General features: G+C 64.2%; 15 protein-coding genes. 4 read left to right on the forward strand and 11 right to left on the reverse strand.

The window, feature by feature from the left end; genetic code table 11:
* The 8 genes from HMPREF3014_RS28520 to HMPREF3014_RS28555 form a co-directional block, all read right to left on the reverse strand.
* Positions 1–569: S26 family signal peptidase (locus HMPREF3014_RS28520; protein ID WP_070753859.1), on the reverse strand; the 569-nt coding region annotated here is incomplete at its 3' end.
* Positions 566–1,093, reverse strand: coding sequence for a DUF2840 domain-containing protein (locus HMPREF3014_RS28525; protein ID WP_023087059.1), 528 nt, complete (start codon positions 1,091–1,093; stop codon positions 566–568). The genes HMPREF3014_RS28525 and HMPREF3014_RS28520, both read right to left, overlap by 4 nt.
* Positions 1,090–1,341: a hypothetical protein gene (locus HMPREF3014_RS28530; RefSeq protein WP_023087058.1), complete on the reverse strand. Its 252-nt coding sequence runs from the start codon at positions 1,339–1,341 to the stop codon at positions 1,090–1,092. The genes HMPREF3014_RS28525 and HMPREF3014_RS28530 overlap by 4 nt, the downstream gene beginning before the upstream one ends.
* Positions 1,338–1,976, reverse strand: coding sequence for a ParA family partition ATPase (gene parA, locus HMPREF3014_RS28535; protein ID WP_023087057.1), 639 nt, complete (start codon positions 1,974–1,976; stop codon positions 1,338–1,340). Before parA ends, HMPREF3014_RS28530 begins: the two co-directional genes overlap by 4 nt.
* Positions 1,977–2,217: 241 nt before the next feature.
* Positions 2,218–3,051, reverse strand: coding sequence for a replication initiator protein A (locus tag HMPREF3014_RS28540; RefSeq protein WP_023087056.1), 834 nt, complete (start codon positions 3,049–3,051; stop codon positions 2,218–2,220).
* A gap of 26 nt (positions 3,052–3,077) precedes the next feature.
* Positions 3,078–3,374 (reverse strand): helix-turn-helix transcriptional regulator, encoded by a 297-nt coding sequence (locus HMPREF3014_RS28545; RefSeq protein WP_023087055.1) that lies wholly within the window; start codon positions 3,372–3,374, stop codon positions 3,078–3,080.
* An 84-nt stretch (positions 3,375–3,458) separates the two neighbouring features.
* On the reverse strand, positions 3,459–4,256 hold the full coding sequence (locus HMPREF3014_RS28550; RefSeq protein WP_023087054.1) for a DUF2285 domain-containing protein: 798 nt from the start codon (positions 4,254–4,256) through the stop codon (positions 3,459–3,461).
* A 342-nt stretch (positions 4,257–4,598) separates the two neighbouring features.
* Entirely contained in the window at positions 4,599–4,949 is a 351-nt protein-coding gene (locus tag HMPREF3014_RS28555; protein ID WP_023087053.1) for a DUF2958 domain-containing protein, read from the reverse strand.
* 335 nt (positions 4,950–5,284) lie between these two features.
* Here HMPREF3014_RS28555 and HMPREF3014_RS28560 point away from each other — a divergent pair, with 335 nt between their 5' ends.
* Complete coding sequence (locus tag HMPREF3014_RS28560) at positions 5,285–5,566, forward strand: helix-turn-helix domain-containing protein (RefSeq protein WP_023087052.1); 282 nt, start codon at positions 5,285–5,287, stop codon at positions 5,564–5,566.
* Positions 5,567–5,572: 6 nt separating this feature from the next.
* The gene (locus HMPREF3014_RS28565) at positions 5,573–7,354 is read left to right on the forward strand and encodes an SIR2 family protein (RefSeq protein ID WP_023087051.1); all 1,782 of its coding nucleotides are present in this window, start codon (positions 5,573–5,575) and stop codon (positions 7,352–7,354) included.
* Between the two features lie 40 nt (positions 7,355–7,394).
* Here the strand turns inward: HMPREF3014_RS28565 and HMPREF3014_RS28570 are convergent, their stop codons facing one another.
* Entirely contained in the window at positions 7,395–7,706 is a 312-nt protein-coding gene (locus HMPREF3014_RS28570; protein WP_023087050.1) for a DUF736 domain-containing protein, read from the reverse strand.
* A 742-nt stretch (positions 7,707–8,448) separates the two neighbouring features.
* Here HMPREF3014_RS28570 and HMPREF3014_RS34520 point away from each other — a divergent pair.
* Positions 8,449–9,726: a DUF5623 domain-containing protein gene (locus HMPREF3014_RS34520; protein WP_023087049.1), complete on the forward strand. Its 1,278-nt coding sequence runs from the start codon at positions 8,449–8,451 to the stop codon at positions 9,724–9,726.
* 248 nt (positions 9,727–9,974) lie between these two features.
* On the forward strand, positions 9,975–10,172 hold the full coding sequence (locus HMPREF3014_RS28580; RefSeq protein ID WP_023087048.1) for a DUF7740 domain-containing protein: 198 nt from the start codon (positions 9,975–9,977) through the stop codon (positions 10,170–10,172).
* A gap of 243 nt (positions 10,173–10,415) precedes the next feature.
* Here the strand turns inward: HMPREF3014_RS28580 and HMPREF3014_RS28585 are convergent, their stop codons facing one another.
* Positions 10,416–12,449, reverse strand: coding sequence for a ParB/RepB/Spo0J family partition protein (locus HMPREF3014_RS28585; protein ID WP_023087047.1), 2,034 nt, complete (start codon positions 12,447–12,449; stop codon positions 10,416–10,418).
* 79 nt (positions 12,450–12,528) lie between these two features.
* The gene (locus HMPREF3014_RS28590; RefSeq protein WP_023087046.1) at positions 12,529–13,359 is read right to left on the reverse strand and encodes a DUF932 domain-containing protein; all 831 of its coding nucleotides are present in this window, start codon (positions 13,357–13,359) and stop codon (positions 12,529–12,531) included.
* Positions 13,360–13,501: the final 142 nt, after the last annotated feature.

The following is a 13,501-nucleotide window of genomic DNA, read 5'->3' on the forward strand; positions in this document are numbered from 1 at the left end:
CAGATCGGGCGCGCGACGCCGATCACGGCGGATGTGCTGACCGGCCCGAAGTAGCGGCTATCGAACGACACCGGGTTGGTCACGCTCAGCAGGAACAGCTCGCCCTCGATCAGCGGTCGGCAATGCCGCCAGGATGGCAGCGACCGGCCCAGGCGATCGGCAGGCAACGCGGTGGCCACCGGCACGCCGTCGATGCGTACCTGGCCGGCGACGATGCAGACGTGTTGCGGCGCAACCGCGCCCACGCGCTTGAGCAGAGGGATGTGCGCCGGCAGGTAGCCGCGCTGCGCAGCGAGTGCGGTAGCGTCGGCAGGCAACCGGACCAGGACGATGCTGTCCACGGACAACGGACGTGGCAGCGAGCCGGCCCGGGGCTGAAGCGGTTCGACGCGATACCAACCGACCGGAACGCTGTCGGACGGGTTGTAGATCAGGCGCGGCAGCGGCTGCACGAAGGACGCCCAGGCCAGCGCGGCAAGGCCGACGGCGGACAGCCCCGCAAGGACGATACGAGCGCACAGGCGCGAGCGAGGACGCGATGCGAGGCTTGTCGTGGAAACGATGGTCACGAAAATGCTCTCCCGGCGAGCCAGGCGGCGTGTCGCTCGGCGGTGTAGCCGGGCAGCGGCGAGCGTGCCGCGAGCCGGTTGCCCAGCGTGCGCCAGTACGCCGGCGATGCGGCGACGGGGGCAATGCCCAGCGCCTCGATGGCGTCGATGCGCTCGAGCACGGCGCGCACTGCGTTATCACCTTCCGTATGCAGCAGCAGTCGCGCACCAGGCAGCACGCCGGGGATGCGCTGCACGGCGTCCAGTGGCGTGCAGGCCTGCATCACCATGAGTTGCCAGCGGATCGTGCCGTAGTCGTTGGCCTGCCAGCGAATGCGGCAGAAGACGGCGCCCGGCAGGAACACCGCAACACGTCGCCAGTGATCCAGGCGGGTAACGCGCGCCGGCTCGCCGAAACGCAGGTAGAACTTGATGCGCTGCTCCACATAGGCGAGCGACACGCGGGTCAACTGCGCGGCGTCAGCCTGGCCGGCGAGCACTGCGAGCGATGGCGGCGGCGTGGCCTCCGAAAGCTGTGCGTTCATGGGGACTTCTCCGGGAACTCGCGCTCCAGCAGCGCACGCAGCAGGTCGGCGACCGTTACCCCCTGGGTAAACGCCGAGACCTTGATGCGGGCGCGCATGGCGGGCGTGATGTCGAGGGTCAGGCGCGCGGTGTAGAGGTCGCCTTTCCGCAGGTCGCCGGCGTCGCCCTGGCGCACCCACGCCTCGGCGTGCGGGTTCGCCGGCGGACGCGCGCCGATGGCTGTGCGCTTGACGCGCTCGGTGGTCATGGCGTCCACCGCAGCAGTTCGTCAACCAGCGCAGCAATCTCGCGCGCGGCTGTGCTGTCCGGTGCCGTCTCACGAGCAAGTCGCCCGGCAGCCACGCTGTCGGCGAATACGATGCGCTGGCGCACCTCGGCGCGCAGCGCCGGCAGCGGCTGATCGGCTAGGGCCTGACGTGCCTCGCGGCCAATGATGGTGGTGCTGACGCGCCGGTTGATGACGAAGGCCGCCGCCAGTTGCGGGCGGAATACCTGCGCCTCGCGGATCAGCGCGACCATCTCGGCACTGGCCCACAGGTCGTAGGGGCTAGGCTGCACCGGGATCAGCACGCGCTCGGCCGCCAGCAACGCGGAGCGCGCCAAGGCGGCGATGCGCGGCGGACCGTCGATGATGATGTGATCGGCGCGACGCGCCAGTTCGGGCGCTTCCTGGTGCAGGGTTTCGCGAGCGAGGCCCACGGCGCTGAACAGCCGTGGCAAACCCTGCTGGGCGCGCCGCTGCGTCCAGTCCAACGATGAACCCTGTGGGTCGGCATCCAGCAGGACGACATGCTGACCGCGCAGCGCCAGTTCGCCGGCGATATGGGTGGCGAGCGTGGTCTTGCCGACACCGCCCTTCTGGTTGAGCAAGGCGATGATCATGGCGCGGCCCTCCCTGCTGGAAAGCCGGCCTGGCCGTGCCGTTTTGCGGTTGTCCACCGAAACGGCGCGCCTCTACAAAAAGTTAGAGCTTTTAAGTTAGAGAAGTTAAGGGAGGCTGGATCCCGCGCAGGCTCTGGCCTGCAGAGGATTTTGCACGCCTGATAGCACGACAGTGATACGCCCGATAGCACGATACTCCGTACGCCTGATAGCACGAGCCCATTCACAGGTTTTACCGCGCTTATCCCCGTGCCGTGGGCGACACGGACCGGAACGTCAGCAACTCCGTGCTGGCCTCCGGTATGCGCTCGATACCGAGCACGTAGCCGGGCAGCGACTGCCGCGCCACCAGGGCGCGCAGGTCGCAGGCGAAGTCGCAGAACCTGGCTGTGCTGCCCGACTTGCGGTGCAGGTGGCGGAAGTCGAACTGCCAGCCGTCCGGCTGCTTGCCGCCATGCTTGCGCACCAATCGGTACAGCCAGCGCTCGATGCCGCCGGTGAGCCGGAAGTACGCCGGGTCGATGGTCAGCACCAGGGCGGCGTCCAGCACTCCGGCGTAGAACCAGTCTGGCAGGATCAGCTCGATGCCCAGCGGCGTGCCGCGGGCGTCGGCCAGCTCCTTCCACTCGTTGATCCAGGAGAAGCGATGCAGGCGCCGCCCAGTGGTCTCGCGGATGGAGGTGGCCACCGTGGTCGACTGCAGGCGATCCAGGGCGGCCTTGAGGCGCTGGTAGTCGCGCAGCGACACCCCCCGCCCGATAAAGCGCAGGATCTCGTAGGGCGTGGCGCGCATCAGGCGCGACGGGTGTAGGCCCGCGTCGCGCGCCGCAACGATCTGGCTGGCCGCCCAGATCAGCACGTCGGCATCCCAGATCGTGGCAATGCCATGTTCTCGCGTGCCCTCCACGCGCACCGTGACGCCGCCGGACTGGAAGTCGATCGGCATGGTGCGCCGCGATTTGGCCAGCGAGAAGAACGGGTAGGCCATCAGGTCCTGGCTGTCGCGCGGCGCCATGTCGCCCGGCAGAGCGCGGAACAGGTCGAGCTGTTCCCGCTCCGGTGTGGGGCCGGTCATGGCGGTGGCCACCGGCGAACCACCGATCAGTGCGCACGGCTGTCGGCCGAGTGCTGCTCGGCGTATTCGGGATCGGAAGTGGCCTCGAAGCTGTGCTGGTCGGCCCAGGCATCGAGGTCGGCGACAGCGTACATGACGCGCCGGCCGAACTTGCGAAAGCGCGGGCCGCCGCCGATCACCCGCTGCTTCTCCAGCGTGCGTGGCGACAGGCGCAGATAGGCCGCCGCCTCGTCGTTGGTCAGGTAGCGCTGCGGCTGGACAGCGGCAGCGGGTTGCAGGGGCTTGGCGTGGGCGGCAGCAGGCCGCACGGGAGTGGGTCGCATGGGGTGAGCCTCCATCGTTCAGGACAGCCCGGCCACACCAGCGCAGCCGGATGGAGGCAGTCTCAGCAAGGCTGGGAGGTCTGCTCAGGGTCGTTTTGCGGGTGGCGTCGAACGACCCTCCCCGTGCCCGTCGAGCTGTGCCAGGCGGCGATAGCCGCCATGCATCAGCGTCCGCCCACGCCGCACCAGACGACGCACCTTCGAGCGCAGGCCGCCATCGGCGTGCCAGCCACCAGTCACCACGTCCGCGCCGAACAGCCCCACGGCCACCTCGCGCAAGGACGCCCCCGCCAGGGTGGCGTCGAGCGCCTGGAGGGTATGCAGCTCCAGCAAGGCGGCCGGGGTCGGCCGGCAGCGGGCCACCGCAACCGGCGCGGCATCAACCGCGACAGCCAGCTTGTCCAGCTCAGCCGCGAGGGCGCAGTAACGTGCGCAGGGCCTGGCACAGGCTCGTACGGCATGGACGTAGGCCATGCCTGCTTCCAGACCTGGTGCCAGAGCCACGCGCAGGGAGCAGCCCGGCCAACGCACCATCAGCAGCAGTCGCCGGCCGTCGTGGACCAGGCACTTGCTCCCCGGGATGCGCCAGAGGTCGAAGGCCATGGCATCGGGCATGGGGTCGGCATCGGGATACAGCTGGATCAGCTGCGGGTGCTCGGGAAACCAGGCCGGCTGCGCATCACGCGCATCCAGGCGCGGGTCCTCCAGCTGGCGCAGCCCCCAACGCTGCGCAGCCTCGGGCTGGAGCGGGCGATCCTGCCAATCGCGGTGGTACTCCGGGTTCCGGCGCAGGTACTCCCAGGCCAGGGCCAGGTCGTCCAGGTGCAGGACGTAGAGGTAGGCCGCGGTGGGATACCACTGCTGGGCGTCGTGATCGGCCATGGGGCAACCTCCCTTTGCACAGGGTCCGTCGCCACGGGTTCACGACGCGAGGTCAGCGCCTCCTCGGCACAGCAGCATGTGGAAATACGTCAAACGACAGCATCAAGACCGATTGACTCCGAAGCATTGCGTGGATCGTCCGAATGCGACAAAGCCGCCGCCCATCAATGGTGCGGCGCCAGGTACAGCCTGCAGCCTTGAGCGATGGCCATCATGACCGATTGGGTCAGGCTTGTAGCGCCTGGGTGCAATAGTGCCGATTAAGACTGGGGCGGTCTGGACTCGGATCGGGTCGATCACAGTGCGCCCCCTGGACGACCTGGGCGGGATAGGCCGGATCGGTCAATCGATGATCGAGCCGTTGAGCTGCGCCAGCCGCGTGTACTCCGACAGCGTACGCGTCGCCCGGAAGTACAGGTCGCGCATGACCGGACGCTTGAGCGGCCCGACGATGGACGCCAGCTCGGACAGTTTCACGGTGCCCAACGCGGGCATGCCGATCCCCACGTCGCACAGGCCATAGGCCGTATCCTCGTCGGCCGGATCGAGTGAAGCCAGAAGCCAGGTCGCATGCGCGTCGGGGGTGAACAGACGCACCACCGGCAACAGGTCGATAACCTGGCCCGCCGCCCGAGCGCGACCGTTCGCCAGCATCTGTGTGAGCTCCGTCTCGGTGATGAGCGACAGGGTCATGGCCGCACGCCGGAATGTACTCTCGCCCTGCTTGAAGGCGTGGATGCACAGAGGTGCTTTCGTACGAATTCGCCAATCCGCCGATGCGGATTCGTGCATTCGTTCAGAGGCACGGATACGCACTCCCGCGAACCCACAAAGGCATCAAGGCGTGAAGACGACATTGCGCAAATCAGGGAAGGCACGGAGACGCCTCTGCGGTTCGAATGAAATCCGCCTCTACGGGTTTTCGTAAAAGCACGAAAGCGGCGCCAGGCACGCCATATTGAACACTATAGATTGTAGTCCTATAGAGCTCAATCGGATGTCATCTTGGCTTTTGTGGGAGCCAGTGGATGACAACGAAACCCTCGTTGGCAACGGCATTACGGACAGTCAGGAAGGCACGTGGCTTGAGCCAGGAAGCCTTCTCCAACGTGTCCAGCCGCACCTACATGAGCTCGCTGGAACGCGAGCTGAAAAGCCCGACGCTGAACAAGCTGGCCGAGCTATGCGAGGTGATGGAAATCCATCCGATGACGCTTCTTGCACTGGCATATTCTGGAAGTGATCGAAAGAAGCTGGAACAGCTACTATCGACGGTTAGGGATGAGCTTGAACTGCTGGCAACGGACTGACGACCAATGACACTTCTCCAAAATGACCCCACCACCCAACTTGCATTTTCCGTCTATGAGAACAAGGGAGTTTTCGCGGTTCTTCTAGGGTCAGGCCTGTCACGCTCTGCAGAAATTCCGACAGGCTGGGAAATCACGTTGGACTTGGTACGTCGCGTGGCAACCGCCCAAGGCGTCGAGGAGCAGTCCGATTGGGCAAGCTGGTACCGTGAGAAGACTGGCCAAGAACCGAACTATTCTGTCCTGCTGGAAGAGATCGCGGGCTCCCCCGATGAGCGAAGGGCGATACTGCACCGATATATCGAGCCAGACGAGCGGGATCGCGAAGAGGGCCGAAAAGTCCCCACCAAGGCACATCATGCGATAGCGCAGTTGGTTCGCTCTGGTCACGTCCGCGTAATCGTCACAACCAACTTTGACCGGCTCATGGAAAATGCTCTTCGGGAGCAAGGGATTGAGCCCACGGTTGTGTCCTCCGCCGATGTTCTATCTGGCGCAGAGCCGCTGACGCACAGCCGATGCTATCTGCTCAAACTGCATGGTGACTACAAAGATGCCCGCATCCTGAACACCGATCAGGAACTGAGCGCTTACCCGGAAAGCTACGACAAGCTGCTGGATCGCATCTTTGATGAGCATGGTCTGATCATCTGCGGCTGGTCAGGTGAATGGGATCATGCACTACGAGCCGCCTTCCTCCGTGCACCGAACAGGCGCTATCCCGTGTATTGGGCAGCTCGGGGTACGTTGGGCTCGGGAGCCAGCGAGCTGGCCATCCATCGAAGTACCAAGACGATACCGATCTCAGGCGCGGACGAGTTTTTCCAAACACTTCAACAGCGAGTCGATACGCTTGAGCAGAGCCAACGCCAGAATCCGCTGAGCGTCGAATTATTGGTCAACAGTACAAAGCGCTACCTAGCGAAGCCGGAACATCGTATTCAACTGGACGAGTTGCTTTCCCAGGAGGCGGAGCGGTTGATGGCGCAGCTCGATGGGAGCCAATTCGCACCCCATGGCCAGTGGAATCAGGAAGAATTCCGATCACGGGTACGGCGATACGAAGCGCTGGTAGAACCCTTGACGCGTATGGCTGGCGTGCTCGGCAGATGGGGGGATGGTTCTGAACTAACCACAGTCCTCGACATCGTCCGGGGGTTGTATCTGCAGGCCGAGAAAGTCGGAAACGGCTTGATGGTTTGGCTCGGTCTGCGATCCTACCCGGCCGTCTTGATATTCACTGCCTACGGAGTCGGCCTGACACGCTCACAGCGGTGGCAGACGCTTCACGAACTGCTGGTTGCTCCGTGGCCTCGGGAATATCGTGACCCGAAACGAGTGGTTTCCACGCTGTTCTTGGATGAGTGGAAGGGAGCGAAGAATGAGCTCTGGAAAGAGTTGGAAGGACTTGACCGCCGTAAGACTCCCCTGAGCGATCATCTGCTCGAAGTTATGACGAACTGGCGATCCAGCTTTGCCGGTGTATCGGCTGAGTTTGAACTGGTGTTTGAACGATTTGAACTGCTCGCTGCTCTTGCCTATCTGGAGGAAAACAGCGAAGCGAGTTTGGAACAAGCCTTTGCCGATACGCCTCACGGACTATTCGCCCGTATGCCCGTAGGGCGTGTTGGATGGCATGACTCGTCAGCCAATGCACTGATTCTGGAGCTTCAATCGGAAGCGACTATCACAGCTTTGCTGGACGCAGGCTTTGCGCGGAACAGCCGCCGTTTCTTGGAGCTCTCCATCGAGAGTTTCAAGCGCTACATGAACAAGATGTCCTGGTAGCAGTCGCCCCGCCGCAACGGACGGGGCGCCGAGGTGGCTATCAGGCCGCCTGCTTGCTGCGCGACCAGATCAGGTTGTGCGTACCGTCCTCCTCCTCGATCAGCCGGGCGTAGATCGTCGCCGGAAACGACGGATCGTCGAGGGTCACGGACAGGTAGGGCCGCTCGGCCTGGCTGACTTTCTTCCAGGCCGCGCCGATGTCGTAGCCGCCGGCCGCCTGGATGCGGTAGTCCGGGGCGTTCTCGCTGCTCCTGTCGTTGGGGACGAACTTGACCTTGACGTTGAGCGTCAGGGTGCGAACTGTGCCGGTGAAACCGTCGTTCTGAGCGGTGAAGGTGCCGATGTTGGCCATGATGATTTCTCCTTGCGGGGTAACCAAGGTCGCGCCCATCGCGTCCTTGTTGTGATCCGGCAGGCGGAGGACGGGCTGGCTGCACCGCGCAGCGGCCGCAACAGCGTGGAGGACCGGGAGGCGCACAGAATTTGCGGGCGAGGAATCCGCGTAGCGGAGGGGAAATTGTTTGCGCCGGACGGTTGTGGCCATGAGGCCCGAGGCGCAGCCGCGCCACCGCCAGGATTCACGACAAGCCAAGGACGCACAGGGCCGAACTTCCCCGCAAGGAGACGGGGCCGACTCGGCCTCCCCGCGTGACGGCTTCACCGACATGCAGCCTGACGCGGGCAAGGCCAACACCCCGACGACGGGAGAGAACGCCCTTGCCGCAGCCTACGGCAACAGGTTTGGGGCGTGGACTGGAAGCGCCATGGCGTGGCCGTGCGGCATGTCCGTGGCCCGTCCTTCGTGACCTGGAACTAGCAACCGTCAGCGTCGAGGACGGTATGCGCATACACAACCTGTCGCAGCAAGCTGGAGGTAGTCCAGGCACTGTGTTTCTCGCAGTTCGAGTGCCGCCCATGCTTGCACTCGCGATTAGGACTTTGATAGCTTAGTTCTGTGCTCGACAGGCGCATGACACCCGTCAATACAAGCTGGAAACGGCACTGTCTCGATTGCAGACACTGACCGATTCGACTTCCTTCGGTCCTTATGAGTGGAGACGGGTGACGCTGTCATAAGGACGGAGATTGTCGTAATGAATCAGTCCTATACCCCGCCAAGCACCCTCTCGGGCATTTCCCGCCTCGCCAAGAAACTCCGCAATGAACGCGGCATCGCGTACAAAGAAGCGCTTGAGATTGCCGCACGCATAGCCGGCTTCGAAAACCACGCTCATGCAAAACGCCAACTTGCTAACCGAGCTTTGCCTTCGCAGCTGGTACCGCTATACCTGACTGTTTACTGGAAGGACCTAGACAATAGGTCATCTGCCGGGCGTTGCACTGCCCTTGTCCACCTTCCCAAGGAAGCCCTCACGACCCTTCCTACATTGAAGGCCAGAGGCTACTGGATGCTGGGAGGTTTCCAACTAGAAAGTCCGGATCATCTTCAGGCCATGACAGATAGCCACTCTTACGGGCACGCGCAGAAACGGCTCACTGACGCAGTGCGTGATTTGCAGTTCTGCACAGCAACCGGTCTTAAGCCAATCCGGAAAATCGCCGATAAACGCCGAATCGAATTCCTGCAGGATCTACCTGATTCGGATCACCGGTCTAACTGGATCTCCCCATCAGGAAGCTGGTTGACCCTGGATGAGCCCTATCACCCTCGCTCAAGCGAGAAAGGCACTAAACGCGGTGACTGGCTCACCAAGCACGGGCTTGGAATGACTGCACCTGCCTGGGGTGGGCTATACGCTCCTGGAGCATCGATCCCTTACTTGATCTCTGACTCTCCTGAGCTGCTGCAGCGGATCACCGCGATCGTTGAGGGCTTGCCTCCACTTCCTCAAATCGACTGGGACACCCACTCCGGTAGTTACTTGTCTGATTTCCACAGCCCGCTGCGAATTGCTAGCGGGAAACCCTACCGCTCCCGTCCCCAGCCTTCGTACGGAATGCGTGCGGGTGCACTACCTTATGGCGGCCGTCCAGGAGAGGCGTCTGAGTGGCGCCCAGCAACTGCCATGTCACTTCAGCAACACCGGGATCTGGGATTTATTCTCCGCGGCGTTTCTTGGTCCAATCTCTCAAGTCGCGTGCTAGATAAACTCAGCAGCACGATATCTACGCTGGATGACTGGGCGAACTATGAGCACTCCGACAAGGCCAGTGATCAGATCGACAGGCTGTACTACGGATCCGACAGGGCCAAGTATGCGACGCTGGACGACTTGCTGAAGGGCGTGAATGGCGCACGTGCGCTGATCCTCTCTGGCTACCAAGAGTGCCGCCCGCGCCGGGATATTATGAAGGTGCTCGATCTTGTGGAGCGTGATGCAAGCAAGCGCGCTCAGAAGCAGGTCGCCTAACCTACACCGTTGACCTACCTGGTCGGGAGCCCCCGACCAGGTAAATCTATGTCGGTCTACTCCTGCAGCACCCGGCTGAACCGATAGTACGGAACAGCCGGATCATTCTTCAGGCAACCCGCCAACCGGTACTCCTAGACCTCACACTCCCTTGGCGGTCCGGGAGACAGCCCCTGACCGAATCCTTTCGCGACAAAAGCTTAGCTGCCGTAGAATGCAGCAGCCCTCCCCTGTTCCGTGAGACGCCTGTGAACCTCACTGACGCGACGATAGCGCTACTGCTCGCAGCCAAGATTCATGGCACGGATGCAGCGGTGCAAGCCACCGCCAAGCGTTGCTCCCAGCGCCTCGCCCGCAGCAAACGCGACCTCATGTTCACTGTCGTAAACAGTCGCGAGCCCCTGAAGCTGGTCGAGCACATCGCTCAGCATCTGGATCTGGACTAGCGCCACAGATCGACAAGCGACTGCTGGTTTCGGCGCTGTTGCTGGCGCTTGGGTGGAACCGGGCACGGCAGAACTGCAGCGCCCGGTTTGAGGCGGCCCCGGCGCAGCGCGTCGGGGCCGCCGGCGGTCCTACTTCACCCCGCCGGACAAGGCACCGGTCGACCTCGGGTGGTCTTGTCGTTCATCGGAGAGACTCCGTTTGCGCATTAGCGCCCCGGCTTCCTTGCCGGGGCGCCGAGCACATCAGGCGGCCAACGTGTGGCCGTGTGCCTCGTCGTCAGCCTCTGTCGGTTCCGGCTCCTCCGCCACTTCCTGGGCGACCTGTAGCCCCACACCCTGCTCTGCCGTGAATACCGCCGGCATCCAGCCAGTGCCTTCGACCAGCCGCTCGGCCTCGCTGGCAATGTCGGCTTTCTTGAGCTTGGCCAGTCGATTGACATGCTTCGGCGCGAACTCGCCCACCGCCTCCAGAATCACGGCCTTGGCGACGTGCTTGAAGTAGCCCTCGGCGGTCGGCTTCCACCATGCTCCCATGTCCAACCCCACGGCCTGCGCCAGCTCGGCTCCGGGTTGATGCTGGGCAACGCGGGGAGTGACCACGTCGACGGTCACCGCCACGCATACCGCGAGCAGCCGCACCAGCTCGTCCTGGGGCATCGCCAGTAACACGGCGAACAGCTCGACGCCGTCCTGCGGCAGTTTCTCGCCCCAGGCCTGACGCAGCTCATGCAGCGCCACGGCAGCGGGCGACTCCGGCCAGTCCGGGGCCAAACTATCGAGTCGATCCCGTACGGTCAGGCGCACACCGAGCGGCATGCTGTCGCCATAGTGCTCGACCTGCAGGGCGGTGCGCACCATGCCATGCACCAGCGCCGCCAACGCGGCCTGCGGGTGCCGGGCCACTTCGATCTGCAGCGCCGCCGTGCGATGGGCGCTCAAGCGCTGGGCCAGCCGGTCGGACAGACTTGCTGCCCTGGGTTGCTCGACGCCCTCGCCCACCTCGTCGCTTGAGCCTTCACTGTCGCCGATGCCCTGGCGCAGACGCTCCAGGGTACGCAGCGCGTTGGCCTCGGCCTCGCGCAACAACCCGCGATGGATCACCGCCTCGCCACTGCGGTCGATGGTGACCACGGCGCCGGCCACACTGAGCACTTCCGGGGCGTAGCCGTGCAAGGACTCAGCTACGGCGCTCAGCTCGGCAGCCACCTGTTCGCGCCGCTGCTCCAACACCGGCACCTTGTCTTCGTCCCCGGTGTCGTAGGCGTCCTCCAGCTCGGCATCGACCTTTTCCAGCCGGGCTTGCAGCGAGGCGATACGCCGCGCCTCACGGGCGGTCGGTTCGCGGCGGATGCGCGACGCGCTCTGGAAGGCCTGCCGATCCGCGTAGCTGAACTGCGGCACAGCTTCCACCCAGGCCCAGCCCTCAGCACGCACATCCTCGGCCAGTACCTCCAGCTTGCCGCGTACCAGCGTTTCCAGCAGTGCGGCATCGGTGAGGTAGGTGCCATTGTCGTCGTCGGCAAACAGGTCGCGGCGGATGCCGCCGCCCGCCTCCGTATAGGCCTCCAGCCCGACGAAGCCCACCAGCGGCTGACGCACATCGATTTCTCGCTCCGTCAGGCGAGCACGGAGCGCCGCCGCGCCACGTTGCCACTCCGGCGCGTCGTAGAACGCGGCCTCCTGGGCGGCGTAGTCATCGGTGATGGTCAGTGCCATAAGTTGCTCCAGGGTGACGCTGCCAGCCCGGTAGTCCGCCATCAGGCGTGGCGAGACGTTCGCCAGTTTCAGGCGGCGCTGCACCACCAGCGGAGTGACGCCGAAGTCGGCGGCGATATCCTCGACGGGGCGGCCCTCCTTGACCAGCGCGGCGAAGGCCTCGAACTGGTCGGCCGGGTGCATCTGCTCGCGCAGCAGGTTCTCCGCGAGGCTGACGGTGCGGGCCGAGGCGTCGGGCACCAGCAGGCACGGCACCTCGAAGTCGGCGGCGATGCGCTTCTTCTTCGCCAGCAGCTTCAAGGCCGTCAGGCGGCGGTCGCCGGCCACCACCTCGTAATGCTTGCCATCGGCGGCGAGGATGACGACAAGGTTTTGCAGCAGGCCGATGCGGGAAATGCTCGCGGCCAGCTCGTCGATGGACAGGCGCGGCGTGGTGCGCGCGTTGCGCTTGGAGCGGCGCGGCAGGAGCTGCGCGAGCGACAGCAGGATCAGGTTCTTGGTCGGGTCGGCCACTTCCAGTGTGGACAGGGTGATGGCTTCGGTTTGGTTAATGGCGTTCATGGTGATAGCTCCATTCATGGGATAACGACAGCGGTGGGAATGGAGGGGCCGGACAGCGGAAAGCCCCTCCGGGTGGGGGTCAGGCTTTCAACTGGCGCAGGCCATCGGCCAGCAGCCACAGGGCGCGGTTCAGTCGCAGGTCCTGGTCGATGCCTTGCACAGGACGGGTACGCTGGCGGCGCCCATTGCCGCCGCGACCAAGCAGGCCGCCACGAATGAGGTTTTCCTGGGTGCGGTTGAACACGCTCCACAGGTCGGCGCGGTTGTCATCGAGACGGCGCGGGGCCAGCACCTGCCTTTCGGTGATCGGTGCGGGCTTGTCGGGGTCGTCGTACTTGAGCGCCAGCGCAGCACGGGCGAAGACTTCGGCCTCGCCGCCGCCCAGCGTGACGGCACGCATGGCATCGCGAGACTCTTGCGCCTGCTGGAAGCCGTGCAACACCTCGTAAGCCCCCTCGATCACCTGGGCGGCCACGTCGCCCTTGTGCGGCACGCGCACGTCCGCCACGGTGTCGCCGCAAACCAGACCGTTCTGGCAGACGAAGCGGAACATGCCGGCCAGCATCTGGTAGCTGCTGGTGCCGTCGTGCGAGTTGAGCAGGATGATTTCGTTGGCTTCGCCCCGGGCATCAATCTGGCTGGCGTGGCGCAGGCGGATCATGTGCTTGGTGAAGTCGCGCCGGTCATCACGGCGCACACGGGTCTGGCACACCATGAAGGGCTCGAATCCCTCCCCGCGCAGCTCCTGCAACACGCTTGCGGTTGGGATATAGCTGTAGCGTTCGGAGCGACTTTCGTGGGGGGCATCAGCGAAGATGGACGGAGCCACGGCGCGAATCTGCTCATCCGACAAGGGGGATTCCGAGCGCAGCACCGGGGAGCGGTACGAGAAGCGGGAAGCAAGTTGCATGGTCGTTCTCCTGATAAGGTTTGCTGTCAAAAACCATCACCGGATTCCTAGATTCGGAGCCCGCTTTCGGCTCTTCCGGTGGGGTCGGCGCGGAGACCTGGGCCGGCCCCGTTGCCACCGTCTTTCCTGAGTTCATCGCCCG

Origin of the sequence: Pseudomonas sp. HMSC065H01 (assembly GCF_001815235.1) — a bacterium.
GTDB lineage: Bacteria > Pseudomonadota > Gammaproteobacteria > Pseudomonadales > Pseudomonadaceae > Pseudomonas > Pseudomonas aeruginosa.

Bases quoted from the DNA above. Each gene is read 5' to 3' on its own strand.
- HMPREF3014_RS28525 (WP_023087059.1), bottom strand. From the start codon at position 1,093: ATGAACGCACAGCTTTCGGAGGCCACGCCGCCGCCATCGCTCGCAGTG.
- HMPREF3014_RS28530 (WP_023087058.1), bottom strand. From the start codon at position 1,341: ATGACCACCGAGCGCGTCAAGCGCACAGCCATCGGCGCGCGTCCGCCG.
- parA (WP_023087057.1), bottom strand. From the start codon at position 1,976: ATGATCATCGCCTTGCTCAACCAGAAGGGCGGTGTCGGCAAGACCACG.
- HMPREF3014_RS28540 (WP_023087056.1), bottom strand. From the start codon at position 3,051: ATGACCGGCCCCACACCGGAGCGGGAACAGCTCGACCTGTTCCGCGCT.
- HMPREF3014_RS28545 (WP_023087055.1), bottom strand. From the start codon at position 3,374: ATGCGACCCACTCCCGTGCGGCCTGCTGCCGCCCACGCCAAGCCCCTG.
- HMPREF3014_RS28550 (WP_023087054.1), bottom strand. From the start codon at position 4,256: ATGGCCGATCACGACGCCCAGCAGTGGTATCCCACCGCGGCCTACCTC.
- HMPREF3014_RS28555 (WP_023087053.1), bottom strand. From the start codon at position 4,949: ATGACCCTGTCGCTCATCACCGAGACGGAGCTCACACAGATGCTGGCG.
- HMPREF3014_RS28560 (WP_023087052.1), top strand. From the start codon at position 5,285: ATGACAACGAAACCCTCGTTGGCAACGGCATTACGGACAGTCAGGAAG.
- HMPREF3014_RS28565 (WP_023087051.1), top strand. From the start codon at position 5,573: ATGACACTTCTCCAAAATGACCCCACCACCCAACTTGCATTTTCCGTC.
- HMPREF3014_RS28570 (WP_023087050.1), bottom strand. From the start codon at position 7,706: ATGGCCAACATCGGCACCTTCACCGCTCAGAACGACGGTTTCACCGGC.
- HMPREF3014_RS34520 (WP_023087049.1), top strand. From the start codon at position 8,449: ATGAATCAGTCCTATACCCCGCCAAGCACCCTCTCGGGCATTTCCCGC.
- HMPREF3014_RS28585 (WP_023087047.1), bottom strand. From the start codon at position 12,449: ATGAACGCCATTAACCAAACCGAAGCCATCACCCTGTCCACACTGGAA.
- HMPREF3014_RS28590 (WP_023087046.1), bottom strand. From the start codon at position 13,359: ATGCAACTTGCTTCCCGCTTCTCGTACCGCTCCCCGGTGCTGCGCTCG.